This window comes from Streptomyces changchenzhani (assembly GCF_039766235.1).
Lineage (GTDB): Bacteria > Actinomycetota > Actinomycetes > Streptomycetales > Streptomycetaceae > Streptomyces.
Window position 1 is genome coordinate 362,749 of the sequence record NZ_JBDHNH010000007.1, and the last position, 25,455, is coordinate 388,203.

25 protein-coding genes are annotated in these 25,455 nt (G+C 69.5%); 12 read left to right on the forward strand and 13 right to left on the reverse strand.

The genetic code is table 11. The features are described from left to right. Window positions 1-44: 44 nt before the first annotated feature. Window positions 45-1,223 carry a helix-turn-helix domain-containing protein gene (locus ABCR94_RS23410; protein ID WP_347121851.1) on the reverse strand — a complete coding sequence of 393 codons (1,179 nt, stop codon included), beginning with the start codon at window positions 1,221-1,223 and terminating at the stop codon, window positions 45-47. Window positions 1,224-1,405: 182 nt separating this feature from the next. Between ABCR94_RS23410 and ABCR94_RS23415 the strand changes: the two genes are divergently transcribed. The 3 genes from ABCR94_RS23415 (at window position 1,406) to ABCR94_RS23425 (ending at window position 3,366) form a co-directional block, all read left to right on the forward strand. Continuing rightward, on the forward strand, window positions 1,406-1,543 hold the full coding sequence (locus tag ABCR94_RS23415; RefSeq protein ID WP_347121853.1) for a hypothetical protein: 138 nt from the start codon (window positions 1,406-1,408) through the stop codon (window positions 1,541-1,543). A gap of 173 nt (window positions 1,544-1,716) precedes the next feature. Continuing rightward, the gene (locus tag ABCR94_RS23420) at window positions 1,717-2,727 is read left to right on the forward strand and encodes a methyltransferase domain-containing protein (protein WP_347121855.1); all 1,011 of its coding nucleotides are present in this window, start codon (window positions 1,717-1,719) and stop codon (window positions 2,725-2,727) included. 198 nt (window positions 2,728-2,925) lie between these two features. After that, window positions 2,926-3,366 (forward strand): ATP-binding protein, encoded by a 441-nt coding sequence (locus ABCR94_RS23425; RefSeq protein WP_347121857.1) that lies wholly within the window; start codon window positions 2,926-2,928, stop codon window positions 3,364-3,366. 99 nt (window positions 3,367-3,465) lie between these two features. Here ABCR94_RS23425 and dapA read toward each other — a convergent pair whose 3' ends face one another. Then, on the reverse strand, window positions 3,466-4,359 hold the full coding sequence (gene dapA / locus ABCR94_RS23430; RefSeq protein ID WP_347121858.1) for a 4-hydroxy-tetrahydrodipicolinate synthase: 894 nt from the start codon (window positions 4,357-4,359) through the stop codon (window positions 3,466-3,468). 316 nt (window positions 4,360-4,675) lie between these two features. On the opposite strand from dapA, the gene ABCR94_RS23435 reads away from it, so the two are divergent. Beyond that, on the forward strand, window positions 4,676-5,383 hold the full coding sequence (locus tag ABCR94_RS23435) for an antibiotic biosynthesis monooxygenase (RefSeq protein ID WP_347121859.1): 708 nt from the start codon (window positions 4,676-4,678) through the stop codon (window positions 5,381-5,383). A gap of 16 nt (window positions 5,384-5,399) precedes the next feature. Here the strand turns inward: ABCR94_RS23435 and ABCR94_RS23440 are convergent, their stop codons facing one another. Next, window positions 5,400-7,244: a DUF8508 domain-containing protein gene (locus tag ABCR94_RS23440; RefSeq protein WP_347121860.1), complete on the reverse strand. Its 1,845-nt coding sequence runs from the start codon at window positions 7,242-7,244 to the stop codon at window positions 5,400-5,402. 204 nt (window positions 7,245-7,448) lie between these two features. On the opposite strand from ABCR94_RS23440, the gene ABCR94_RS23445 reads away from it, so the two are divergent. Then, window positions 7,449-8,948 (forward strand): hypothetical protein, encoded by a 1,500-nt coding sequence (locus ABCR94_RS23445; RefSeq protein WP_347121861.1) that lies wholly within the window; start codon window positions 7,449-7,451, stop codon window positions 8,946-8,948. Window positions 8,949-9,111: 163 nt separating this feature from the next. On the opposite strand, the gene ABCR94_RS23450 is transcribed toward ABCR94_RS23445, so the two are convergent. From ABCR94_RS23450 to ABCR94_RS23470, 5 genes are all read right to left on the reverse strand, one after another. Beyond that, a complete protein-coding gene (locus ABCR94_RS23450) occupies window positions 9,112-9,558 on the reverse strand; it encodes a hypothetical protein (protein WP_347121863.1) in 447 nt (148 codons plus the stop codon). A gap of 15 nt (window positions 9,559-9,573) precedes the next feature. After that, complete coding sequence (locus tag ABCR94_RS23455) at window positions 9,574-10,728, reverse strand: chymotrypsin family serine protease (protein ID WP_347121864.1); 1,155 nt, start codon at window positions 10,726-10,728, stop codon at window positions 9,574-9,576. A 33-nt stretch (window positions 10,729-10,761) separates the two neighbouring features. After that, window positions 10,762-11,001 carry a hypothetical protein gene (locus tag ABCR94_RS23460; RefSeq protein ID WP_347121866.1) on the reverse strand — a complete coding sequence of 80 codons (240 nt, stop codon included), beginning with the start codon at window positions 10,999-11,001 and terminating at the stop codon, window positions 10,762-10,764. 222 nt (window positions 11,002-11,223) lie between these two features. After that, the gene (locus ABCR94_RS23465; RefSeq protein WP_347121868.1) at window positions 11,224-12,009 is read right to left on the reverse strand and encodes an SDR family NAD(P)-dependent oxidoreductase; all 786 of its coding nucleotides are present in this window, start codon (window positions 12,007-12,009) and stop codon (window positions 11,224-11,226) included. 269 nt (window positions 12,010-12,278) lie between these two features. Next, window positions 12,279-13,172 carry a serine/threonine-protein kinase gene (locus ABCR94_RS23470; RefSeq protein WP_347121869.1) on the reverse strand — a complete coding sequence of 298 codons (894 nt, stop codon included), beginning with the start codon at window positions 13,170-13,172 and terminating at the stop codon, window positions 12,279-12,281. A 548-nt stretch (window positions 13,173-13,720) separates the two neighbouring features. Here ABCR94_RS23470 and ABCR94_RS23475 point away from each other — a divergent pair. Next, complete coding sequence (locus ABCR94_RS23475; protein WP_283516675.1) at window positions 13,721-13,948, forward strand: hypothetical protein; 228 nt, start codon at window positions 13,721-13,723, stop codon at window positions 13,946-13,948. A gap of 19 nt (window positions 13,949-13,967) precedes the next feature. On the opposite strand, the gene ABCR94_RS23480 is transcribed toward ABCR94_RS23475, so the two are convergent. From ABCR94_RS23480 to ABCR94_RS23490, 3 genes are all read right to left on the reverse strand, one after another. Beyond that, the gene (locus tag ABCR94_RS23480) at window positions 13,968-15,194 is read right to left on the reverse strand and encodes a TerD family protein (protein WP_347121871.1); all 1,227 of its coding nucleotides are present in this window, start codon (window positions 15,192-15,194) and stop codon (window positions 13,968-13,970) included. A gap of 58 nt (window positions 15,195-15,252) precedes the next feature. Continuing rightward, on the reverse strand, window positions 15,253-15,471 hold the full coding sequence (locus tag ABCR94_RS23485; protein ID WP_347121872.1) for a hypothetical protein: 219 nt from the start codon (window positions 15,469-15,471) through the stop codon (window positions 15,253-15,255). Between the two features lie 177 nt (window positions 15,472-15,648). Then, on the reverse strand, window positions 15,649-16,458 hold the full coding sequence (locus tag ABCR94_RS23490; protein ID WP_347121874.1) for an NAD-dependent epimerase/dehydratase family protein: 810 nt from the start codon (window positions 16,456-16,458) through the stop codon (window positions 15,649-15,651). Window positions 16,459-16,718: 260 nt separating this feature from the next. On the opposite strand from ABCR94_RS23490, the gene ABCR94_RS23495 reads away from it, so the two are divergent. From ABCR94_RS23495 to ABCR94_RS23520, 6 genes are all read left to right on the forward strand, one after another. Then, window positions 16,719-17,654 (forward strand): 5-dehydro-4-deoxyglucarate dehydratase, encoded by a 936-nt coding sequence (locus tag ABCR94_RS23495; RefSeq protein WP_347121875.1) that lies wholly within the window; start codon window positions 16,719-16,721, stop codon window positions 17,652-17,654. After that, complete coding sequence (locus ABCR94_RS23500) at window positions 17,651-18,817, forward strand: hypothetical protein (RefSeq protein WP_347121877.1); 1,167 nt, start codon at window positions 17,651-17,653, stop codon at window positions 18,815-18,817. The genes ABCR94_RS23495 and ABCR94_RS23500 overlap by 4 nt, the downstream gene beginning before the upstream one ends. A gap of 206 nt (window positions 18,818-19,023) precedes the next feature. Continuing rightward, a complete protein-coding gene (locus ABCR94_RS23505; protein WP_347121879.1) occupies window positions 19,024-19,614 on the forward strand; it encodes a TIGR03086 family metal-binding protein in 591 nt (196 codons plus the stop codon). Window positions 19,615-19,650: 36 nt separating this feature from the next. Then, window positions 19,651-20,232: a TetR/AcrR family transcriptional regulator gene (locus tag ABCR94_RS23510; RefSeq protein ID WP_347121880.1), complete on the forward strand. Its 582-nt coding sequence runs from the start codon at window positions 19,651-19,653 to the stop codon at window positions 20,230-20,232. Window positions 20,233-20,328: 96 nt separating this feature from the next. Then, window positions 20,329-21,564, forward strand: a complete 1,236-nt coding sequence (locus ABCR94_RS23515; RefSeq protein ID WP_347121882.1) for a Cmx/CmrA family chloramphenicol efflux MFS transporter — start codon at window positions 20,329-20,331, stop codon at window positions 21,562-21,564. A gap of 259 nt (window positions 21,565-21,823) precedes the next feature. Beyond that, entirely contained in the window at window positions 21,824-23,155 is a 1,332-nt protein-coding gene (locus ABCR94_RS23520) for a serine protease (protein WP_347121883.1), read from the forward strand. A gap of 63 nt (window positions 23,156-23,218) precedes the next feature. Here the strand turns inward: ABCR94_RS23520 and ABCR94_RS23525 are convergent, their stop codons facing one another. Further along, window positions 23,219-24,679, reverse strand: coding sequence for a peptidoglycan D,D-transpeptidase FtsI family protein (locus ABCR94_RS23525; RefSeq protein ID WP_347121884.1), 1,461 nt, complete (start codon window positions 24,677-24,679; stop codon window positions 23,219-23,221). An 84-nt stretch (window positions 24,680-24,763) separates the two neighbouring features. Continuing rightward, on the reverse strand, window positions 24,764-25,411 hold the full coding sequence (locus ABCR94_RS23530) for a response regulator transcription factor (RefSeq protein ID WP_347122041.1): 648 nt from the start codon (window positions 25,409-25,411) through the stop codon (window positions 24,764-24,766). Window positions 25,412-25,455: the final 44 nt, after the last annotated feature.

Below are 25,455 nucleotides of genomic sequence, written 5' to 3' on the forward strand. Positions count from 1 at the left end.
GGACTGCTGAGCGACGCTGCCGTTCATGCGGGGTGTTGCCATGCTCAGGAAGTAAGCCCTGATCGCTTTGCCATAGCCATGAGGTCTGGCCGACTCCTCTGGTGCATCACGAACAGAACTCGCAGAACCTCGCGGCTCATTGGATGGATTTCAGTCATCTGAGGGGAGACTGCGAATGCCTCCTTGAGCGCATCCTCGGTCCCTTGGAGGTCTTTGGTGGCCAATCGTGCTCGGGCAACGTCGATGTAGAGCCGTCCGACCCGGTTTGGCTTCAGCCCTATCGGCGGATTGCCCATCAGCGGACGGGACATCTCCGCTGCCTTGTCCGGCTGGCCCAACTCGATATAGGCCGCCAATTCGTACAACGCTGTGTTCCCCGCCCCGAAGGTCAAGTTGTGCCGAAGAAGGTCACGAGGAAAATCCTGAGCCAGTGCCTTGGCCCTGCGAAGGTGATCCGTGGTGGCGTGCTTGTCCTTGTGGCGAGAGGCCAGGACCACTCCGCGGAGGTGGAGAGACCCCAGGGCTATGGCCTTGTCGGCCCCGTTGCCTCCCGCCGACTCGAACTGGGAAATGGCCCGCTCGACGATCGACAATCCGTCGTCGTACTGGCCGGCGGACTGGTACGTGCCGGCCTCATTCCAGGCTGCCGCGGCCTCCGCCTCGGGGTTCCAGGTCTGCTGGGCAGCCCAGGTCTGCCTGGACACGATCATGTCTGCAAGATCCGGCTGGGCCAGGCGGTGAGCAAGGGCATAGGCGCAGCCGTATGCATCCGACACCTGAGCCCAGGCTCCAGCCTCCCCTCTGTTGGCCATGGCCGTTGCGGTGGCCTGGCCAAGCAGTTTCGGGAGCATCCGCAGGAGTTCGAGGTACTGCGTGTCCGCCCGAAGCCGCGCTGCCTTCTGGGCATCGGCGGCCAGCGCATCGGGGTCGGGCTGGTCTTCCTTGGGGAGGGTGTGCCGCCGGACCGCCCCCCGGAGCTCGTTGAGCAAGTCGGCCTGCTCGGAAGGACCGAGGAACGGCTGACCGTAGATGCGCGCGGTGGTGACGTGGAGAGCGTTGGCAATGGCCGCAACCACGGGCGGCGTAGCCGGGCGAAGCCCGGTCTCGATCTTGGTCAGGTAGGACATCGAGATCTGGGCTTGCCGGGCAAGTTTCGCCTGACCTACCCCGCGCGCCTTGCGCAGCACTGCGATGTTCTCTCCCGCGGCAGGTGTGCTCTCCATAGCATCACTCTTTCATGTCAAGGGCTTGCGCACCCTGGCTGGAGCTTGGCCACGACTCGTTGTGTACGTCTTGTGTTAACTGATCTCACTATTCCCGCAGTTGGCAAGTTACAGACAGCGAACCGGCGAGGCTCACGGCGACGCAAGCCTCGCCGGTCAGGATGAACGAGGAGGAATCGCAAATGCGTGCTTGGTGGATTCTGAAGACTGAAGGTGGAAACCCGCAGGACGACAGTGACTCGGGTAACAAGCACGGCGGCGGCGGTTCCGACGAGGGTGGCAATACCAACGACGGCCAGCGCCCGGCGGACGGCAAGTAGTGGCTCAGGAGATGGAGACGGAGGCCGGCCCTGACGGGCTGGCCTCCGGGCTCATGGAAAAGGGAGCGCTGACCTCTGACTGGCTGCCCGCTTTCAGGACTGTGCCGCGCGACCGGTTCGTTCCGGATGTGATCTGGCCGGGCCGCTCGGGGATGAACCGCCAGGATGACAGGGTGGTCCGATCCGAAAGCCCCGACCTGTGGTGGAAGGCGGTCTACGCGGACGCGCCGATCACAACGCAGTGGGACGATGGCGAGTACACAGGGGCAGGCAAGGGCCGTATGCCCACGTCCTCTTCCTCGATGCCCACCATGGTCTTCTCGATGCTCAGCGCCCTTGACGTCGAGGCCGGGAACCGGGTGCTGGAGATCGGCACGGGAACCGGGTGGAATGCCGCTCTCCTCTGCCGACGGCTCGGTGATCAGAACGTCGTTACTGTCGAGATTGACGCCGCCGTTGCCCAGGAGGCCCGCAGTCGGCTGCTCGCTGCCGACTTTGATCCGGAAGTCGTCGTAGGTGATGGCTCTGTGGGCTACGGCCTTCGAAGCCCGTACGACCGGATCATTGCGACGGCCTCGGTCGGCGCCATCCCCTCCCAATGGATCGGGCAGGCACATCCGGGCGCGGTCATCGTCGCTCCTTGGGGTCCCGTGTACGGAGGGGAGGCGGTCGCGCGTCTTGTCGTGGATGAAGACGGAGTGGCCCAGGGGCAGTTCATTGGGTCGTCCGCGTTCATGCGTCTGCGTCAACAGCGCAAACACCTGCCGCCCACAGGCCAGTTCCTGGCCCCGAAGAAGTGGCCCGCGGGAGCCGCCAAGTCCAAGACTGCTCTGTCACCGGACGACGTGGGCGACTGGATCTGCATGTTCGCCATCGGTGTGCAGGTGCCGGACCTCTTCTGTCGTGTCGACTGGGGCGAGGACGGTTCCTACCGCCTGTGGCTCTTCGACACGGGCGTGACGAGCTGGGCCACCGCGGACTACGTGAAGGGCCGAGCGGAATTCGAGGTCGCCCAGGCTGGGCCACGAAATCTCTGGGAGCAGCTCGAAGGCGCCTATGGATGGTGGCACCAACAAGGTCGCCCGGGCTTCGAACGCTTCGGCCTCACGACCCGCGGCGGACCCTTCCGCGAGGTGTGGCTCGACGACCCGAACAACCCTGTTCCCGTGCGCAAGGACAGGTGACCGAGACCCCCGTGCCGGCCGCTCCCCCTTGTACGGTCGAGTGGCCGGCACGGGTCAGCAAGTGCAAGGCACTGCCAACTCCATCATGCAGGAGGAGACCGCGCTATGAGTAACAGCAGGCCGGACACGGACCCGCGATCGGCGAAACATCCTCAGCGCGCTGAAGGAACGCGCTCCACACCTCCCGATGTCTGGCGCATGCAGTTCGCACCCCGGCCCGCCTGTGCACGGCTCGCCCGGAGCCAGGTGGGTCGGGCGCTCGCGGGGTGGGGCTTCTACCGCGAAGCGAGCGAGAACGCCCTGCTGATCGTCTCGGAGCTGGCGAACAACGCGATCCAGCATGCGAAGGTGCCCGGCCGCCTCTTTGAGGTGAAGGTCGCCGTGGACTCTTCGGGCACCTGCACCATCGAGGTGTCCGATCCGACCAAAGGGCTCCTCCTGCACACGAATCCGCTCCCGGAGGACGAGTTCGGACGCGGCTGCAGCTCGTCCGCGCGCTCGCCGACGAACTCGACGTACGCGACCGGGTGGTGGGCAAAACGGTTCGCGCCGTGCTCGCCGGTTGTCGGGAGCGGAGCGGTGGTTAGGGTGCCCGGCTCGGGCTTCGGGCGTGCGAACTCTTACTCGGTGCGCCACTGAGTAAGGGGGGCGATCGGGTGCCCGGAGCCGTCGCGCTCGGCGACGCGCGTGTCGTCGAGGTGGCTCGCGCCGGTGTTACTCCGGTGCGGGCCAAGGAAGTTACGGGCCGACCAGCTCCTCGTACGCTGCCAGCAAGCCGTCGACCGTCGCCGCGTCGGCGGGCAGCAGGGGCTCCCTGACCGGGCCCGCGGGCAGTCCGAGCGCGCCAAGCAGCCCCTTCGTGGTGACCGTGCCGGGCAGGCCGGACGCCATCATCAGCGTGACCAGGGGGAGCGTGCGCTGATGGGCGCGGGTGGCCCCGACGGTGTCCCCCGCGTCGTAGGCGTCGAGGATCGCCCGCATCGCGCGGGGCGCGACGTTGGCGACGGTGCTGACGCACCCCGCGCCGCCCACCGCGTAGAGCGGCAGGTTCAGTTCCTCGCAGCCCGAGTAGTACGCGAGGCCGGTGCGGGCGATCACGGTGGCGCTGGAGAGCAGGTCGTACGCGCAGTCCTTGACCGCGCTGATCCGCGGGTGCTCCGCGAGCCGCAGTAGCGTCTCGACCTCGATGCGGGTGCCGGTGCGGCCCGGGATGTCGTAGAGCATCAGCGGCACGCCGACCGCGTCCGCGACTCGGCGGAAGTGTGCCTCCACGGCGGCCTGAGGCGGGCGGCTGTAGTACGGCGTAACCACCAACAGGCCATCTGCGCCCGCCATTTCGGCGTCCCGGGCCAGCTCGACGGTGTGCCGGGTGTCGGCGCTGCCCACCCCGGCGAGGACGGCCGCCCGGCCGCCGACCGCCTCGGACACGGCCCGTACGAGCGCGCTCTTCTCGGCGTCGGTGGTGGTCGGGGACTCGCCGGTGGTGCCGTTCAGCACGAGGCCTTCGCAGCCGCCGTCGGCTACCAGGCGGTCGGCGAGCTTCTGGGCGCGGTCCAGGTCCAGCGTGCCCTCGGGGGTGAAGGGCGTGATCATCGCGCAGAGGGCGCGGCCGAAGGGGCGTGATGGCGTCATGTCGGCAGTCTTGGCCCATCAGACAGTGAAGGTCTACTTAGATTTTCTTGTGGTGAATGGCAAGCAGTGCTGAACGGTTGTGACCGGAGATGCTCCTGCTGCTGCCCTATCGACGGTGATGGACACAGGAACGCCCATGTGACCCGCGGGTCAGAGCGGTTCTGAGATCGCATTCCCTCCCGGCCTGAAGGCCGGGATTCCCCGCGAAGATGAGGGTGGGGATTGGGAGTGTTGACCTCAACCATGCTTTACGTTTCACGATGGTTCTCGTGACCCACCGCGGAGACGCGGAGACGTAAGGCCCGAGGAGACCACCATGTTCGTGCAGACCAACCCCCGCCCCAACCTCACCCGTTCCGGCGTCGGCGTCGTCAAGTCCTCCACCTGGGACGTTGGTACCCCCGAGCGGCAGCGTGCCGCCGTCGAGGTCATTGCCAAGGCCTGGGAGAGCCGGGACTGGCCGCACGAGGGGCTCCTCTCGTACAGCGTCTGCACCGGTGAGGACGGCCGGAGCTTGCTCCACTACTCGCAGTGGACCGACGCGGGGGCCTACCTCACCTTCGTGCGCGAGGGCCGGGACGACAGGAACGCAGAGATCGACGCCGGGGTGCCCGGGATCGAGCGGCTCGCGTTGCGGACGTACGAGCTCTACCGCAGTACGCCGCTGGGAGAGGGGGCCGGCCGGGTGCCCGGGTCCGTCGTGATCGTCGACGTGGAGTTCGACGGGCCCGACCCGGAGCGGCAGCGGGACTGGACCGACAGCGTCTTCGAGGCGCTCGGGACCGACCCGCACCCCCACCCCGGCGGAATCTCCGGGCACTTTCACGTGAGCACGGACGGCACCCGGGTGCTGAACTACGCGGAGTGGGAGAGCGCCGAGGCGCACATCGAGGCGCTCTCCGGGGCCGGCCAAGGGGTGGGCTCGCCGACGGCCCAGTGGCAGAAGGTGTGGGATTACCCGGGTGTGACCGGTGGTGGGGTGCAGCGGTACGCGCCCGCGCTGAGCTTCAGCGCGGGCGCGTAGAACTGTTGGTTGTTGGTTACGGGCGGAAGCGCAGCACCTGCGGGTCGTGGTCGCTGTTCTGGTCGGCGAACTCCGCGTTGATGTGCACGCTGTCGTAGGCGAAGTCGTCGATCGACGGGCTGGTCAGGATCTGGTCGAGCACCTGGCTGTTGCCCTGGTAGACGTAGCTGTAACGCTCGGACTTCGGCAGTGACTTGACGGCGGGGTACAGCGCCCCACCGTCCGTGAGCGCCTTGGTCGTCGCGGAGAACTCGAAGTCGTTGATGTCGCCCAGGACCAGGACGTCGGCGCCGCGCTGCGCCTTGAGGATGTCCTTGACGAAGGCGTTGACCGACTTCGCCTGCGCAAGACGCTTGACCTCAGACCCGCGCACCGGCGGCTGGTGGTGCGAGACCAGGCTCTCGTCGCCGCCCTTGGAACCGAAGTGGTTGGCGATCAGGAAGACCGTACGGCCGCGGAAGGTGAACTCGACGGCGAGCGGCTTGCGGCTGTCGGCCCAGGCGGCGTTCGCCGGGTCGATCCGGCCGGGGGAGAGCGTCAGGGCCGCGCGGCCCTTCTCCCGTACGACACCCGTCGGGGTCGTCGCGTCGCCGCCCGCGCGGTCGGTGAAGGAGACCCGCTCGGGGTTGAAGAGGAAGACCTGGCGGATGCTGCCGCCGGGCTCCCCGCCGTCCCGCTTGTCGACCGGGTCGATGCTCCGCCACTCGTACGCCGGACCGCCCGCCGCCGTGATCGCGGTGATGAACTTCCTCAGCGTCTCGTCGGCGGCCACGGTGCCGTCGTTCTTCGCGCCGTTGTTGTCCTGGATCTCCTCCAGGGCGAGGATGTCGGGCGAGGCCAGGTTGTCGACGACCGCGGCGGCGAGGGCGTCGAACTTCTCCTGCGGGTCGGTCGGGTCGAGGTTCTCGACGTTGTACGACGCCACCGACAGCTCGCCGCCGCGCTGCGCGCGGGTCTCCTCGCGCACCAAGCCGCGGTCGGTGACCGTGCCGAGGGTGCGGGCCGTCAGCGTGTAGCCGCCGAACTGGTTGAAGTCCAGGGGCCCTTCGGTCCTGCCGGACAGCACGTCACCCACATCGGCCTTGGGGAAGGGCTGCTGGGCGACCGGGGCGAGCTGCTGGATCTGGATCCGGCCGGTGTTCTGTGCGGTGTACGAGCCGTACACCGCGCCACCGCGCCGGCTCACGTTCTCGTGCGGCTTCACCGTGACCCACAGCTCGTTGTACGCGTCGGTCGCGCCGACCACCCGCGAGCTGCCGACGCGGACATTGCTGCCCTCCAGCGACTCGTAGAAGTCCAGGGCATACGTACGGGGCTGCAGCGGCAGCGCGTTGATGCTGCCGCCCGCCGCCGGGTCGCCTTCCGGGGCGTACGCCGAAGGGACGGACTTCGCGGAGAGGGTGACCGGCGCGGGCACCGCGTTGCCGGAGGACGTCACGATCACCGTGGGCTTCGCGATCTGGGTGAGCGCCTGGTTGCCGGAGTTGGCCCCGCCCGGGACGTACTCGCCGACCGTGCCCGTCACCTTCACCGCGTCGCCCACAGCGACCGTCGGCGCGGAGCTGGTGAAGACGAAGATGCCCTCGCTGGTGGCGGCGGAGCGGTCGGCCTGCGGGTCCTGGAACCAGAAGCCCTTCGAGCCGTACGTCCGCACGCCCGTGACGATGCCGGTGACGTCGGTGACCTGCTGCCCCACGAGCGGGGATATCCGGGTACTGCCCTGGATGTCGTGGATCCGCGTCCCGTCGGCGGCGTCGGACGCGGAGGCCGAGGTCGAGGCTGCGAGCAGGCCGCCGGTCAGCGCGGCGGCGACTACGGCCGCGACGGCGGCGGACCGGGGGAGGGAGGAACGGGCAGTCATCACGAGGCTCCGGGAGGGTGTGAGTGAGTGCGAGAAGGGTTGCGGAACAAGGGTCTACGCGCGTCAATCTCTTGTGTCGGCCCAGGGGTTGTCAAGGGTCACCGGGTGTACGGCTCCTGACCGGTACATGAACCAGGTGGCATGGGGGCAAATACGTCTACGCTGGGGGCCGCCCGAGCCGCATGCCCCGAGGAGAATCACCAGATGTCCGGAGACCGCCCGACCCTGCCGCCGGTCCAGCTGCACTCCGACGCCGAGCTGGCACGCGAGGCGCTCGCCTCCCCGCTGCTCGCGCGCGCCGCCCTGCTCGCCCGCTGGGCCGGGCCCGCGACCCGGGTCGGAGCGGGCGGCGAACTCGCCGACGAGCAACTGCCCGTTGCTGCCGCGCACCTCGGCCTCGCCGACGACGAGGACGGCGCCGCCGATGCGAGCGAGGCCTGGCGGATCGCCGTCGATACGGGCCTGGTCGACATCATGGACGCCGACGAAGACGGGGACGGGGGCGGGGGCGGGGGCGGGGGCGCCGTGGCGTCGGACGCGACCGGCACGGTCATGGCCGGCGAGAACCTGGCGACGCTCACCTCCGGAAGTCCGCAGGACATCCTCGCGATCTGGCTCGACGCCCTCGACGCCGTATTCGCCGACGCGACCGCGCCCGTCCTGGAGGACCTCGCCGAGGTCATCGACGAGGACGGCGAGATCGACTTCGGGGCGCTGCAGTGGGACCCGGAGGCGGAGGCCGAGTTCCTGGAGGGCGTCCTGGGTAATCTGTATCTGCTGACCGTGTCGTCCGGCGTGGCCGAGGGGCCGGTGCCGCTGCCCGCTCTCGCTGCGTCGATGATCGTGCCCGACGACATGGGCGAGCCCACCGACGATGTACTGGAGCAGGTGTCGGACGCGATGATGCGGCTCGACGACCAGTTCCGGGTACTGGAGCCGGTCGGGCTCGTCGTCTACCGGCCCGTCGACGAGGCGCTGATGGCGGAGGCGGGCGAGGACGGCGCGTCGGACGAACCTCAGCCGCCCGTCGACGAGGAGGACGTGACCCGGTACGGGATGGTCGGGCTCACACCGCTCGGCCTGTACGGGGTCAGGTCCCGGATGCTCGAAGCGGGCGTGGACGCGCCCGCCGTCGGTGACCTCGTGGACAAGGGCGCGGACACACTGCTCGACGGCATCGCGTACTTCCCCGAGATCTCGGCGCGGGGGGAGACCGTGCTCTGGCTCGCCCGCCGCGAACCGGCCACCGCCGCACGGGAGTTGCTCGCCGCCGCGCGCGGCGCCGACCGGGGTGCGCCGCTGCGCAGGCTCCGCAGCCAGCAGGCGCTGTCGCTGGTCGGTCCGGAGGCGGAGCCCGCCGTGCGCGAGGTGCTGGACGACGCGGAGCTGGGCGGCCTGGCCCGGGTCTGGCTCGCCGAGAGCGGCGCCTCCGACGTGCCGCCGCCGCCCGACACGATGATCTTCTGGCTGGCGATCGACACCATCGCGGCCCAGCTCGACGCGGACGGCGAACCGGCGGAGCTCCAGGACCTGGTGGCGGGGCTCACCGGACAGCACAGCGGGTTCTTCGACACGGCCTGGCGGGTGGAGCACCCGTCCACGGCGGACGTGCTGGAGGCGATGGGCCGGCTGCACCCGGACCGCAAGTCGGCCAAGGAGGCCCGCAAGGCGGCCTTCAAGGCCCGCTCGCGCAGCGGGAGTTGACCGCCACCCCCAGCTCGGCGGTGAGGTGTGGCTGCGCGGCTGCGGTGAAACGCGTGCGGGCATGCGTGCGGACGGGCGGCGGGTCCCCATGGATCCCGCCGCCCGCCGGTTCACGTTCTCGGTCACTCGGTGCTACTCGGTGCCAGTAGCGCGTACGTACGTGCTACTGGTACTTCGTCGTGTGCTTGAACGACGATGTCGCCCCGTCGAACCCGTACGTACCTCGGTACGACGACGGATTCTGGAACTCGCCCACGATCGTGATCGTGTTGGCGCAGGAGCCCTGCCCCGCACGCTTCGCGTCGAGCCTGATCTGCTCGCCGATGAAGCCGCCCGTGATGTTCCACGGGGCGCCGCAGATACCGGACGTGATCTGACCGCCCGTCACCGCATGCGGGTACGTGTTGGGGTTGTACTTCACCTCGATGGCGAAGGTGGTCTGGCCGTTGTGCAGTTCCAGCTTGTCGGCCGTTGATACGGCCTCGGCCGAAAGGTCCAACGGCGTCGCGAAGGCTTCCTCGCGCGACTTCACTTCCGCGCCCTGCGCGTTGAGGTAACGGTGCGCGGAGCGGTCCTGACCCTGCGATGATTTCCGTGCCTGGGTGGACATGGGTGTCTCCTCCCGTCAGGCCAGCTGCTCGGCGATTTCGACGCGCAGCAGTGCGCGGACGGTTTCGATGTGGTTGACCACGGTCACGACCTGGGAGCCCGCGAAGAGCAGGCCGAGGGCGACGTTGTCCTGCGAGGTGACCAGCGAACCGGAGTCGCCGCCCGCGGAGATGTTCGTCGTCAGGATCTGGTCCTTGAACCGCGCCGTCCCGGCGGTCCCGTAGTTCACGTCGATCGTCGCGTCGACCGCGATGATCCGGCCGAAGCTGATGTTGGTCGTACGACCGGTCTTCTTGACCAGGTCACCGACGGCCACGTTGGCCTTGCGCCGCCAGGCGCGCGGCGCGCCGCTGAAGTACTGATCACGGGTGGCGTCCTGGAAGTCCACCGTGCCCAGTGCGGCGTCGACGACGTTGTTGTGCCGGTCCAGCGGAATCTGCGGCGCGAACTGGATGGTGATGAACCGGTCCAGCGTCGCGATCCTGTCGGCCGGGTCCTGCCCGCCGTCGAACACGCCGGGCTGGACGATCGCGCTGCCCGCCGGAGCCCTGTTGGAGTCGGCGAGTACGTGGTTGTTGCTGAGGATGTAGAACTTCGCCGGGGTGCCGAGCCCCGACCCGGGCGGGTCGGTGGTCGCACCGGGCAGGAAGTCGTACACCACACTGCCGAGCGTGCCGGCCGTCACCCGTACGTTGCCCACCGAGATGCCGGAGGGGGCCGGACGCAGCCGGCGCTTGAGGAGCTGTGGTTCGAACGCGCCAAGTCCGCCGAGCTCTTGGAGCAGCGGCTGGGACAGCTGGGAGCGCTGCTCGCTCATGCCGCCGTCCGGCTGGTACTGGGTTTCCTGCTCGGCGCCGCGGCGCTGCTGACGCTGCTGGCGCTGGGCGGAGACATGGCCGACCGCGACCACGTCGGTCGGGGTGCCGTCCTCCATCCGGCGCGGGATCAGGTCCCGCTCCGGAAGCATGGATTCCGGAACCTTCTGGTTCACGAAGACGAGCAGGGCCGGCACGCCGGTGGGCTGCCCGTCGCTCCACTTCACGCCGTGGCCGAAGCCGACGACGTTGGTCAGCGGCTCCTGCGGGTTCATGAAGTCGTGCACTGCCTGCTGGCGGGAGCGGTCGCTTACCTGTCCGCCGGTCGGTCCACGCATCATCTCGGGCTGGCTCACGCCAGACCACCTCTTCCCCGGTTCTACGGTCCGTCAGGGCTCGTCGTCCTGTGCGTGGATGTCGCCGATCGCGACCACACGCACGGGTACGCCGTCGAGCTCCGGCGGCACCACATCTTCGGTCCGAAGCCGGTCACGGGGCACTTTGCGCGTAACGAACACAACGATCATGTCCGCGCTTGAGTGCTCGTCCTTCCCGATGCCGACTCCGGTCACATTGGCCAGCTGCATCAGCCGGCTCTCATGGAGGTCGCGGGCCTGCCTGGCATCCACAGGCTCGCCTCCCCCGCAGGTACGAATCCGCCCGAGTATTTCCCCCGGTCCCGGGCCGGTAGGGCATGTCTATATGCGGCCTTCGGCGGCGGTCAAGGCGTTCTGCACTGAATCTTGGGATTACGGGTGTTCCATGCCTGTTGACCTTCTTTACGAAGATTCTTCGAACCACTTGCCGGGCACGCCGACAGCCGCCCCGAGGGGGGTCCGGCGGCGCCGCGCTCAAGTACGCAAATGCGAAGCGCCGTTGAGGTCCAGCACCGCGCCCGACGACCATTCGGCGGCGGGCGAAGCGAGCCACAGCACCGCCGATGCGACCTCGTCCGCCGAAGCCACCTGGCCGAACGGGCTCTGCGCCCGGATCGCCTCGCCCTCCGCGCCGCTCAGCCGGTGCGCCACCCGCTCGGTCTCGAAGAACCCCGGTGCCACCGAGGCCACCCCGATTCCGTACGGGGCCAGCGAGACGGCCAGCGACTGGCCGAGCGCGTGCACGGCCGCTTTGGTCGCCCCGTAGGCGGGGTGGTCCGGCTCGCCGCGGAAGGCGCCGCGCGAACCGATGTTGACGATCCGGCCGCCGCCACCCTGGTCGATCATCCGGCGGGCGGCGAGATGGCTGAGATTGGCCGTGGCGAGGAGATTGACGGACACGTGCCGCTGCCATACGGCTGCCCAGTCCTCGTACGACGTCTCTGCGAGGGGGTGGCGCTCGTTGACGGCGGCGTTGTTCACCAGGACGTCGATGCCGCCGAGTCCGTCCGCAGCCAGGGCCGCGACTTCGGCCGCCCCGGCCGGGTCCGAGAGGTCGCCGCCGACCAGCACATGGCCTGCGCCGGGGAGCCCGTCGAAGGTGCGCTGCGCGTCCTCGCGCCGCGAGCCGTAGTGCACGGCGACGCGGTCGCCGTTGCCGGCGAAGGCCCGGGCGACGGCGCGGCCCAGGCCGCGCGAGGCGCCACTGACGAGGACACGGCGGGCGGTGCTTTCGGTACGTTCGGTGGCGGGCGCGTTCATCGTCGGTGGCCTCTCGGGACTCGGTGATGTTCAACCGTTGTTGGTGCGCCCGGACATGGAGTGTGAGCGCTCTTCGGGCTTCGGGGAATGCGCGGATTCGGAATTCGTCGAATCTCGGCGGAATTCGGCGAATTCACTCCTGCTGTCTCGGCCTGCTGTCTCGGCGCCCGCCGTCTCCGTCCCTGCCGTCTTCACGCCCGTAGGAAAGGCCAGCTGCGCGAAGATCGCCCGCTACGCGAATATCGGGGAGCCCGGCATCATGCCCGCCGTCATACCTGCCATTCCGGGTCCGTGGCCGCGTCGATTTCGGGGTCGGATTCGCCGAGACCGAGGAGTTCGGTCACTTCGTCCTCGTGTTCGCGGATCACCCCGAACATCGGCTCCTCCTCCCACCACGGCACGGGGGCGGCCTGGCCGGCGCACCAGGCCAGGGCCTCGGGGACGGTGGGGCGGTCCGCGGGGCTCTTGGCGAGGCAGTGCGCGATGAAGCCCGGCCACTGGGGGCCGGGGACACCGATCAGGTCGGGCGCTTCGTGCAGCGTGCGCCGGAGGACTTTCTCGGCGCCGCCCGAGCCGTGCGGGTTGCGCCCGGTGCTGGACAGGGCCAGCAGCACGCCGAGCCCGAACACATCGGCGGGCGGGCCCACTTGGGCGCCGGGCGTCAGCTGCTCCGGGGCGATGAAGCCGAGCGGTCCGGTGGCGTCCTCGGGGTATCCGGCGCCGAAGCCGATGAGCTTCGGGCCGCCGCGGGTGACGATCACATGGGCCGGTTTGAGTTCGCGGTGGACCAGTCCAGCGGCGTGCAGGGCCGACAGGGCGACGGTGAGCGCCGTACCGAGGGTGCCGAGGCTCGGCGGGTCCAGCGGGCCGAGCGTGGTGACCGTCTCCACGAGGGCGGGGCCCACACAGAACTCGGTGGCCAGCCAGGGCTGCCCGTCCTCGATCCCGCCGTCGACGACCGCCGCCGTGAACGGCCCGCCGACGGCGTGCGCGGCGGTCGCCTCACGGCGGAAGAGCTCGCGGAAGCTGCGCTCCGCCGCGAGGTGCTGGTGCACGGTCTTGAGGGCGACCAGCTGCCCGGACGCCGCCTGCGCCAGCTCGACGCGGCCCGTCGCGCCCTCGCCGAGCAGCGAGACGATGCGGTACTCCGCGCGCTCGGCCATGCCGTGATCCCCTCGCGTGATCCAGTTGATCCAGTGGTGCGGTTGCTGCCAGTGATCCAGTTTCCCGGACGCCATGAGCGACGCGCGCCGCGCCCCCTCGGTTGCGGGCGTCGCGCTGGGCCGGCGTCTGTTCGGAAGCGGCCCCCTTCGCAATCGAAAAGATCGAAAAGCGTGCCCGTATTACGCCGCGGAGAGGGTTTTCGGTCGAACAGCGAGGGCCGTCCGACGGGTGCCGCTCGGGTCGGAGTATTCGCGGAAGAATGAATTGCCCATACGCGCCACGGCAAACAGTTGGGACACCGATTGAAGGCCGTGTGACGACCTCCGTACGGAAACCGTCAACGGGGTGACTTGTCGAATCCCGCAGGGTGTCGGTGCGATCACGCTCCGTCCGGAATGCCTGGTCGGCGCACCCTTGGTGGGCTGACGGGTGAGGCGTTCCGGACGGTGGCGTCGGCCGAGGCGGGAAGGGGTGCGAACTGGGCCTGGGGCAAGTGATCAAGGACGGGCATGGCGTGGCGGGCGCGCGGGGCGCATACTCTCAAGCAATGACAAAGTCAGCCGGAGCCCGGCGTTACCTGCCGTCCAGTCCCTTCAACGTCCCGGCCGCGGCCGCCCCACCGATCGAGGTTTTCGATGTGGGCGACCGGGTCTCGCACGACCAGTTCGGACTTGGGAGGGTTGTCGCAGTCGAAGGAGATGCCGCAGTGCTCATCGACTTCGCGGGGCGACAGGGCCGCATCCTGAGTCCTTTCGTCAAGCTGACGAAGCTCTAGTCCCTCCGGCGCGCGAGCGCTAGAGGGCCTGGGCAGCCGGCTTGACCATGCCGCGAACGGTGCGACTCTTCGCGAAGTCGCCCATCGCGGTCATTTCCCATTCCCCCGAGAACTGCTTGATCAGCTTCGCCATCATCACGCCCGTCTGCGGCTCGGCGCCCGTCAGATCGAAGCGCACCAGCTCCTCGCCGGTCGCCGCGTCCAGCAGACGACAGTAGGCCTTGGCGACCTCGCTGAACTTCTGGCCGGAGAACGAGTTCACCGTGAAGACCAGGCCGGTCGCCTCCGGGGGGATGCGGCCGAGGTCGACGGTGATGACCTCGTCGTCGCCCGCGCCCTCACCGGTGAGGTTGTCTCCGGAGTGCTTCACGGAGCCGTTCAGGATCGTGAGCTTGCCGAAGTAGCAGCTGTCGAGGTGCTTACGGTTTCCGTCGTAGGCGATGACGGACGCGTCCAGGTCGATGTCCTTGCCCCGGAAGGCGGGCTCCCAGCCGAGCCCCATCTTGACCTGGGACAGCAGCGGACGGCCGTTCTTGACCAGGGAAACGGTCTGGTTCTTCTGGAGACTGACGCGCCCCTTGTCCAGGTTGATCTTTCCGGCCGCGGCAGGCGGCGCGGGGGGCGCAGGCGGCGCCTGAGGGGCCGCCGAGGCTGCCTGGGCGGCAACCCTGGGGTCGGCCACCGGAGGGGCCGAGGGGGCCACCGGAGCGGCCGGAGCAAGTGTCGGGGCGGCCGCGGCGGCGGGCTCGTCCACCGAGACGCCGAAGTCCGTGGCGATGCCCGCCAGCCCGTTCGCGTAACCCTGGCCGACGGCGCGCACCTTCCAGGCGCCGTTGCGCAGGTAGATCTCCACGATCACCAGCGCCGTTTCGGTGCCGAGCTGCGGCGGGGTGAAGGTGGCGATGGCGCTGCCGTCGTCGGCGTTGCGCACGGTGGCGGTGGGCTCGATGCCCTGGAAGGACTGGCCCGCGGCGTCGGGGCTCGCGGTGATCACGATCTTCTCGATGCCGGGCGGCACCGCGGCGGTGTCCACCACGATCGCGTCGGGCGCCGAGCCGCCGCCGGACCGGTGGACGACACCGGGTCCCGTAGGCTGGTTGAAGAAGATGAAGTCGTCGTCGGAGCGCACCTTGCCGTCGGCGGTGAGCAGCAGGCCCGATACGTCGAGCCGCACCGGAGCGGCGACGTCCACGGCCACGCGGGCGGTCGAAAGCGGGATGTTCGAGCCGGGTGTCATTGCGGTCATGCCAGGGCTAACGACCGACACCTCTTTGCCGTTCCCTTACCTGCGGCCGTCCGTGCCGCTATCTGTTGCGCGGGTGATTGCGGGCCGCCCGCTCGTTCCCGTGCTTGTACGCACCGGTCCAGCGGGCCATCACCAGCTGGCTGTCGCCGGCCTCCGCCTCGGCCAGGAACTTCGCCGCGCGGCCACCCCGCAGGGTTCCGGCCGCGCGCCCCTGGTGGGTGATGACGACGCTGCCGTCGCTGTGCGCTTCCCAACTAAATCCATGAGGTTTCGGCATGAGGGCATCGTGCCCGTCGGACGCGCTCCCGGCCACGTGTTTTCGGCATGACGGTGACATGCCGGTGAGATGACCGTGTCATGACGCTGAGCGAGGCGGCCTTACGGCGGCGCTTCACTCGTCCGGGTCGGTTCTCCGGTGTGCCTGGGCCCCTCGTGCGCGGTCCCACGCGGTCCCTCAGTACGGCCACTGCGGCGGGTCGGTGCAGAACGGGCCGCCCAGATTGGCGTGGGCCGGATTGGCCGGGTCGAGCTCTCCCTGCTCGGCGACGAGCTTCTCGGCGTACTGCTCCGAGTCGTCCTGCGGCTCGTAGCCGATGGCCCGCGCGGTCGACAGGTCCCACCACAGGCGGGTGTTCGCGGACGAGCCGTAGATGACGGTGTGGCCGACCTTCTCGGCGGTGAGCGCAGCGTGGAAGAGCCGCGCGCCGTCGCCCGGACTCATCCAGACCGAGAGCATCCGCACCGAGCTGGGCTCCATGAAGCAGGAGCCGATCCGCACCGAGACGGTCTCGACGCCGTGCAGGTCCCAGTACAGCTGCGCGAGGTCCTCGCCGAAGGCCTTGGAGAGCCCGTAGAAGGTGTCGGGGCGGTGCGGGGTGTTGATGGGGATGCGCGGTGCGCCGTCGGCGGGACGCGGGGTGAAGCCGACCGCGTGGTTCGACGAGGCGAAGACGACTCGGGCGATGCCCGCCTCGCGGGCCGACTCGTAGAGGTTGTACGTCCCCTCGATGTTGGCGCGCACGATCTTCTCGAAGGAGGCTTCCAGGGAGATGCCCGCGAGATGGATGATCGCGTCGACGCCCCGCACGGCCTCGCGCAGCGCCTCCTTGTCGGCCAGGTCCGCGGTGATCGCCCCGGGCTCGCCCTCGATCGGGGTCGCGTCGAAAAGCCGCAGCTCATAGCCGTACGCCGGGAGGATCCCGCGCATCAGGGTGCCGAGGCCGCCCGCGGCGCCGGTGAGCAGGACGGTGCGTGGAGCAGGCATCGGTTGGTCTCCTCGGTGCGCGGCAGGGCGGTACGTGAGAGCGGCGCGGTTCACACCGCACGGACGCGTCCATGAACACGATTCACATGCGTGGACACGCTACGGAGCGCCGCCGAACCACGTCAAGTGTTGCGCGGAGGCACTCAATCCGTCCGTCTCTTGCGGTTTCTCGCCTTGACCGGCCCCGTGGGCCTGCTTTAGCGTGACGGCGTTCAGGGATATAGACGCGGATCAGAATTGTGCACGCACAGGGAGCGCTCGTGACCTCAGCCCCGCTCGCCGACCGACTCGACGGTCTGCTCTTCTTTCCCGTCACCGCGTACGGACCGGACGGCGGTCTCGACCTCGACGTCTTCCGCGCCCACGTACGCGCCGGCATCGACTCCGGAGCCGCCGCCGTCTTCGCGTGCTGCGGAACGGGCGAGTTCCACGCCCTGACCCCGGAGGAATTCCGCGACTGCGTCGCCGCGGCCGTGCAGGAGGCCGCGGGCCGGGTGCCCGTCGTCGCCGGCGCGGGCTGCGGCACGGCTCTCGCCATCCAGTACGCGAAGGCGGCCGAGGAGGCGGGGGCGGACGGACTGCTCGCCATGCCCCCGTATCTCGTCGTCGCCGACCAGGAGGGGCTGCTGCGCCACTACACGGCGCTGGCCGCCGCGACCTCCCTCGACGTCATCGTCTACCAGCGCGACAACGCGATCTTCACCCCGGAGACCGCCGTCGAACTCGCCCAGGTGCCCCGGATCATCGGGCTCAAGGACGGCCACGGCGACATCGATCTGATGCAGCGCATCGTCAGCACTGTGCGCCGGGAACTCCCCGGCCACCCGTTCCTCTATTTCAACGGCCTGCCCACCGCGGAGCTCACCGGCCTCGCCTACCGAGGCATCGGCATCACCCTCTACTCCTCCGCCGTCTTCTGCTTCGCCCCCGACATCGCCCTCGCCTTCCACAAGGCGCTGAACAACGGCGACGACGTCACCGCCAACCGGCTGCTCGACCACTTCTTCGTGCCCCTGGTCGAACTGCGCAACGCGGGCCGCGGATACGCGGTATCGCTCGTCAAGGCAGGTGTACGGCTCGGCGGTCTGGACGTCGGCGAGGTCCGGCCGCCGCTCAATGAGCCCGACGCCTCGCACATCAAGGAGCTGGCCGAACTGATCGCGAGCGCGCGGAGTCTGCTGGGGGAGAAGGCGTGAAGGCCTCCGCCTTCGTCTACCCCTGGGACGTCGTGGGCGACCCGGATGCCGCCGCCCGCATCGCGGACCTCGGCGTCCGGCAGGTGACCCTCGCCTCCGCCTACCACTCGACGAGAGCCCTGACCCCGCGCCACCCCCGCCACCGCATCGTCACCGCCGAACACGCGTCGGTGCTCTACCCCGTGGACGAGGACCACTGGGCGGGGCGCGCGCTGCGGCCGTACGCCGCAGGGGCCTGGGCGCCGACCGCCGACCCCTACGGCGAGGCGGCGCACGCGCTCGCGGAGGCCGGGCTCGATGTGCACACCTGGGTCGTCCTCGCGCACAACTCCCGCCTCGGCGCCGAGCATCCGGACAGCAACGTCGTCAACGCCTACGGCGACCACTACCCCTGGGCGCCCTGCATCGCCCAGCCCGCCGTCCGCGCCTACCTCACCACCCTCGCGGCGGAGGCGGCCGTACGCCCCGGCGCGCGCGGCACCGAGCTGGAATCCTGCGGCTGGTACGGGCTGGCGCATCTGCACGCGCACGACAAGATCGCGGGCGTGGGGCTCGGGGACGCGGCGCAGTATCTGATGTCGCTCTGCTTCTGCCCGGCCTGCCGCTCCGGTTACGCCGAACTCGGCCTGGACGCGGACGAATTGAGCGAGGCCGTACGCCGCGCACTGGACCCCGTGTGGTCCGCCGGGTCCGCGCACGTGGGCTGGCCCGCGGTCGAGAAGCTCATCGGCGCGGACCTCGCGGCCACGTCCCTGGAGTGGCGCACCCGGGTCGCCCGTACGCTCCAGGAATCGGCCGTCGCCGCGGTACGGGCCGCCGCGCCCCCGGGCTTCCAGGTGCTGCTGCACGCCGATCCGACGGCGTACCACTGCGGTGCGAACGTCGGCGTCGACCCCGAGCACATCATGCGGGTCGCCGACGGTGTGGTTGTTCCTTGTGCGGCCGGTCCGCACCTGTTGGCTCCCTTCGCGGAGCAACGCACCGGGGGAGGCGTCGTCGCCGCGAACCTCACCGTGGTCTCCGGCATGGGTGGCCGACCCGCCACGCTCGCGGCGGACGCGGAGCGTGCGGCCGGGCTCGGGGCCACGGAACTGCGGCTGTACCACGCGGGTCTGGCGTCCGGGGCGGACCTGAGCCTGGTGCGCGCCGCCCTGCGGCCATGAGGGCAGCAGCGGTCAGCAGTACGGCGTGGGGCACGACGGCGATCAGTCCGGTGAGGACTTCGGGAAGGGGCGGGTAGGGGAACAGCGCCGCATGCACCGCCCCGCACGCTCGCACGCCAGCCCGCATCCCCGCGCCCCACACCGATGAGTTTCCGGGCCCTGCCCGGTCTGCACTGCAGACCTGTCGCCGACCCGGAGGACGCCCCATGAACACCATCCCCGACCTCGAATCCGCCACCCACCAGGTCACCCGGCTGGTCGCCGGCGTCACCGACGAGCAGCTCGCAGCCCCCACCCCCTGCCGGGACTACGCCGTACGCGACCTGTTGGCCCACTTCATCGGCCTGACCGCCGCCTTCCGCGACGCCGCGAAGAAGCAGCTCGGGCCCACGACCGACACCGACCCCCGGGCCGCCGGGCTCGCACTCGACGACGACTGGCGCAGCCGCCTGCCCGCGCAGCTCGACGAGCTCGTCGCCGCCTGGCGGAGCCCCGAAGCCTGGGAGGGCATGACACAGGCCGGCGGCGTCGCGCTGCCCGGCCCGATCGCCGGGCGGGTCGCCCTGAACGAGGTGGTGCTGCACGGCTGGGACCTGGCCCGCGCCACCGGGCAGCCGTACGACGTGGACCCGGCGAGCCTCCGGTCCTCGTACGAGTTGCTCGCCCCGTCGGGCGTCGCCCCGTCGGGGGGCGAGATGTTCGGGCCGCCCGTGCCGGTGCCGGCCGATGCCCCGCTCGTCGACCGCGTGGTCGCTCTCTCGGGCCGCAGTCCGTCCTGGTCGCCCCCGGCCGAGTAATGGACCGACCTGTTCAAAACATGCTAGCGTCCTCGCATGGCCCGCCCGAGGAAGTTCGACGAGGAGCAGGCGGTCGACGCCGCGATGGAGGCGTTCTGGACCACCGGCTACGAGGCGACGTCCACCCAGGATCTGTGCGAGGCCACCGGTCTGGGCCGCAGCAGCATCTACAACACCTTCAAGAGCAAGCGCGATCTCTTCGATCGGGCACTCGCCCGCTATATGGAGTTCAAGAACGCCGAGCTGATCGCCCTGATGGAGAGTGATCTGCCGGTGCGGGAGAAGTTCCGTACCCAGCTCCAGTCGGTCATCGACGAGGAGTTCGGCCGCGGTCGTGACGGCCGCGGCTGTCTGGTCGTCAATACGGCCGTCGAGGCGGCCACCCGCGAGCAGGGGCTCAAGGAGGATCTGGCGCGTGACTACCGGGTGCGGCTTTCGGTGATCCGTGCCGCGATCGAATCCGGACAGCGGGACGGCGACATCGCCCGCGACAAGGATGCCCTGGCCCTCGCGCACTTCGTGATCGCGACCGTCGCGGGACTGCGGGTCTCGGCGCGGGTCACTTCGGAGCGGTCCACCTTGGAGAGCATCGCGGACGCGGCCCTCGCCGCGTTGTGAGGAGTACCCGACCGCACGGTGAGAATGGCCCCCGTCGTCCGGGGGCTTCTTTATGGATTCGTTTTGAACTGCACGGTACAAAAAGGAGCCCCACTCATGCCGATCGCCGTCTACATACTGGGCCTGGGCATCTTCGCCCAGGGAACCTCCGAGTTCATGCTCTCCGGCCTGCTGCCCACCATGGCCGCCGACCTGGGCGTCTCCATCCCCGACGCGGGCCTGCTCATCTCCGCCTTCGCCGTCGGCATGGTCGTCGGCGCACCGGTGATGAGCGTGCTCACCCTGCGCGTGCCCCGGCGCACCGCCCTGGCCGCCTTCCAACTGGTGTTCATCGCCGGGCACATGGTGGCCGCTCTTGTCCCGGAGTACGGCGTGGTGTTCGCGACCCGCATCGTGACCGCGGTCGCGTACGCCGGGTTCTGGAGTGTGGCCGCCGCGGCGGCCGTCGGCCTGGTGCCCGCCGGCGCCAAGGGCAAGGCGCTCTCCGTCGTCGCCACCGGCCTCACGCTCGCCACGATCGTGGGTGTGCCCGCCGGGACGCTCCTGAGCCAGTACGTCGACTGGCGGGCCGCGTTCTGGGGCGTGGCCGCCTTCACCCTGGTGAGCCTGGTGGCGATGCTGGCCGTTCTGCCCGGCGGTCACGCTGCGGACCGGCAAATCCCTTCGGTGCGACGGGAGTTGAAGGGGATGGCACGACCGGAGCTGTGGGTGTCGTTCGCGGTCACCGTGCTGGCCTTCGGCTCGGCCATCGTCACCTTCAGCTATCTCGCGCCGCTGCTCACCGAGGTCAGCGGAGTGCCGGAAAGCTGGGTGCCCGCCGTGCTCTCCCTGTACGGAGTCGGCGCGCTGGTCGGGATGGCCCTCGGCGGGCGCGTCGCCGACGCTCATCCGATCCGTACGCTCTACTTCGGGGTCGGCGGACTCACGGTCCTGTCCGCCGCCCTCGCCCTGGCGGCGTCGAACGCGGCCGTCACGATCGGTCTGGTCCTCCTCCTCGGCGTGGCCGGCTATGTCACCAACCCCGTACTGCAGTCACGGGTGTTCACCATCGCCCCCGACGCACCGACGCTGGTCCCGGCCGTCAACACCTCGGCCTTCAACGTGGGCATCACGCTCACCCCGATGCTGGGCGGCATGGCCATCGACGCCGGGCTCGGCTACGCCTCGGTCGCCTCGGTCGCCTGGGTCGGCGCCGGTGTCGGCGCCCTCGGTGTCGCCGCCACGGCCTGGGCGGCCGCGCTCCAGAGGCGCGCACCCCGCGGGCGGGTGGTGGCGGGAAGCGAGCCCCGCGTATCGGCCGGTGAGGTCCCGCAGCGTCAGCCCGCCCAGTGACCGGACAGGAAGGCGACGGTGACGACCGTCGACAGTCGACAGGGGAGCGGCGACGTACAGGTACGCCCGGGAACACCCATCCGGTTGACACCGGAGCCGGAAGACCGGAGTGAGAGGCGTCACCGCGCGGCGTGGGGCGCGACACGCGCCGACGGAACCCTCCTGCGGAGTGATCACAGGGAAACGGAAAACGCATAACATGCGCGCGATGTATCCATCGATGTACCCATCGCAGCACTTCCGTCCGAGGGGACTCAGCGTGCGCAACAAGGTTCTGCCTTCCCTGTTCTGTGCCGGGCTCATAGTGGCCACCAGTGTGCTGGCCGGCACAGCGGCCACCGCCGCCGAAGCCGCGCCCGCGTCGCAGGCCGCCGCGGCCGGCATCCGCGAGAAGCTGGAGCGGATCCCCGGACTGACCGTCGTGTCCGAGGCGGACAAGGGCGGATTCCCTCTCTACACGCTGAGGTTGACCCAGCCCGTCGACCACAGCCGCCCCGGGCGTGGCTCCTTCGAGCAGACGTTCACGCTCTGGCACAAGGCCGAGAGCGCGCCGGTGGTGCACTACACCGGCGGCTACGGGCTGTCGTCGGGCACGCGTGAGATCACCACGCTGCTCGGCGCGAACCAGGTCAGCCTGGAGCACCGCTATTTCAACACCTCGCGCCCCGCCGACGTCGACTGGGACGACCTGAACGTCTGGCAGGAGGCGAGCGACGAGCACGCGATCGTCAAGGCGCTCAAGAGCATCTACCCCGCGAAGTGGCTGGGCACCGGCGCCAGCAAGGGCGGAATGACGCAGGTCTACCACGAGCGTTACTACCCGAAGGACCTCGACGCCGTCGTCGCGTATGTCGCGCCGAACGACGCGGACAACCGGGACGACAGCGTCTACGAGAAGTTCTTCAAGACCGTCGGCACCGCCGAGTGCCGCAGCGCGCTGGACGCCGTACAGCGCGAAATGCTGGTGCGGCGCGACGCGATGCTGCCGCGCTTCGAGGCCACCTCCGAGGAGCAGGGCCTCACCTTCAAGTACCTCGGCACACCCGACCGTGCCTTCGAGTTCTCGGTGCTCGACCAGGTGTGGAACTTCTGGCAGAGCGGTACGTACACCGACTGCCCGGCCGTCCCGGACGCCAAGAAGGCCACCGACGACGAGCTGTACACCTGGTCGCTGGACCACGGCCTGAGCATCTACTCGGACGACGGCAACGGCCCGGAGGGCACCGGCCCGTACTACCGGCAGGCGGCGAGCCAGCTGGGCTGGGCCGACCTGAAGTTCAAGCACCTGCGCGACGTCCGCAACTACCCGGGCATCTACCAGCCCAACTCGGTGCTGCCCGAGGAGATGCGCACCTCGTACAACGGCAGCGCCATCAAGGACGTCGACCGCTGGGTGGCCACGCAGGGCAAGCAGATGATGTTCGTGTACGGACAGAACGACCCGTGGAGCGCGGAGCGGTTCAGGCCGAGCCGGCGTGACTCGCACCTGTTCGTCGCTCCGGACACCAACCACGGCGCCCTGATCTCGAAGCTGATGCCCAAGGAGCGGGCGGAGGCCGAGGCGACGGTCAAGCGCTGGGCGGGCCAGTAGGAACAGCGGGAGCCCCGGACGGGCTTGAAGTGCTGCTTCAAGCCCGTCCGGAGCTGTCCTACCTCACTTGCTGAGGGCCGCCTTCATCATCTTCTGTGCGATCGGCGCCGCCAGCCCGTTGCCGCTGACCTCCGAGCGCGCCGCGCCCGAGTCCTCGACGAGAACCGCGACCGCCACCTCCTTGCCCGACGAGCTGTCCTTCGCGTACGACGTGAACCAGGCGTACGGCGTCTTGCTGTTCGCCACGCCGTGCTGCGCGGTGCCGGTCTTGCCGCCCACCTCGGCGCCGTTGATCTGCGCGTTCGTGCCCGTGCCGTCCTTGACGACCGTGACCATCGCGCTGCGCAACTGCTCGGCGGTCGACGATGAGACGACCCGCTCGCTGTCTGCGGCGTCTGCGCCGTCCGGGGCCACCAGGTCGTTGCCGTCGCCGTCCGTCACCTTGGCGACCATGTGGGGCGACGCCAGCTCACCGTCGTTGGCGAGGGCGGCGGTGACCATGGCCATCTGCAGCGGGGTGGCCGTCACATCGAACTGGCCGATGCCGGTGAGTGCCGTCTGCGGCTTGTCCATGCCGGAGGGATAGACACTCGCCGATGCCCTGACCGGCACATCCAGCTTCTCGGTGTTGAAGCCGAACTTCTCCGACATCGCCTTCACCTTGTCCTGGCCGAGGTCGACGGCCAGCTTCGCGAAGACGTTGTTACAGGAGAACTTGAGCGCGGTGCGCAGCGTCGCGTTCTCGCAAGGGGCGGCGGGGTTCTCGTTCTTGAGGACCGTCCGGGTGTTGGGCAGGGTGTACGGGTTCGGGCTGTCCGTCTTCTCGTCGACGCTCCCGTACGTCCCGTCCTCCAGCGCCGCCGCGGCGACCACCAGCTTGAACGTCGACCCCGGCGGCAGCGGCTGCCGCAGCGCCCGGTTGACCAACGGCTTGTCCGGGTCGTCGAGCAACTGCTGCCAGGCGTCGCCGTCCGTGGTCCCGCTGATCTTCGAGGGGTCGTACGACGGTGTGGAGACCATCCCCAGGATCCGCCCGGTCTCGGGATCGACAGCGACAGCTGCGCCCTTCTTCTTGCCCAGCGCCTCGTACGCCGCCTTCTGTACGGCGGGGTCGATGGTCGTCAGGACGTCGCTGGGCTCGGTCTGCTTGCCGGTGAGCAGATCCGCCGGGTTCTTCAGGCGGGTGTCGGTGCCGTCAAGGACATGGCTGTAGATGCCTTCGAGCTGGGTGGATCCGTACGCCTGGGAGCTGTAGCCGGTGACGGCCGAGTAGAGGTCACCGTTGGTGTAGGTGCGCTTGTACGCGAGATCGCCGACCTCCGTCTTCTTCGATCCGGTGACCGGCGAACCGGCCACGATGATGTTCCCGAGCGGCTGCGCGTACTGCGCGATGGTGTTCCGCCGGTTGTTCTTGTCCTCTGCGAGGGCCTTGCCCTGGTATGCCTGCACCCAGGTGACCCGCACCAGCAGGGCGAGCACCATCAGCAGGCAGAAGACCGAAGCGCGCCTGATTGTTTTGTTCATCCCGTAGGAAAGACGAGCGGGGCGGGCACCTGCGTTCCCATATGTCGGGCTTCTCAGGAAAGCTTCATCTGCGGGCGCGGGCCCTCAGCCGGGGGTGATGAAGCCCGACTCGTACGCCTTGATCACTGCCTGGGTGCGGTCCCGCGCCCCCGTCTTGGCCAGCACGGCCGCCACATGGCTCTTGGCCGTCGCCGGGCCGACCAGCAGCCTTCCGGCGATTTCCGCGTTCGTCAGGCCCGCCGCCAGCAGGCGCAGCACCTCCGACTCGCGGTCGGTGAGCCGCGCCACCCAGGGCGGCGGAGCGGCGGGCCGCCGTGCGGCGTGCTCGGCGGCGAGGCCGCGCAGCGCGGCCGGGAAGAGCAGGGAGTCGCTGCGTGCCACCAGCCGGACCGCCTGTACGAGATCCTCGGCGGCGGCGCGTTTGAGGAGGAAGCCCGAGGCGCCGGCGCGCAGGGCGTCGTACACATAGGAGTCGTTCTCGAACGTGGTGACGACGACGATGCGCGGCGGCTCGGAGAGGGTGGCCAGGATCTGCTCGGTGGCGCGGATGCCGTCGATCTCCGGCATCCGTACGTCCATCAGCACCACATCGGGCCGCAGCTCGCGCACCACCGACACGGCCTGCGCGCCCGTCGCCGCCTCGCCGACGACCTCCAGGTCGGGCTCGGCGTCCAGGATGACCCGCAGTGCGGTGCGGACCAGGCGCTCGTCGTCGGCGACCACGACACGGATCTTGCGCGAGGTGCCCGGTGCGTCCGGTGTAGTCGGGGTGTTCG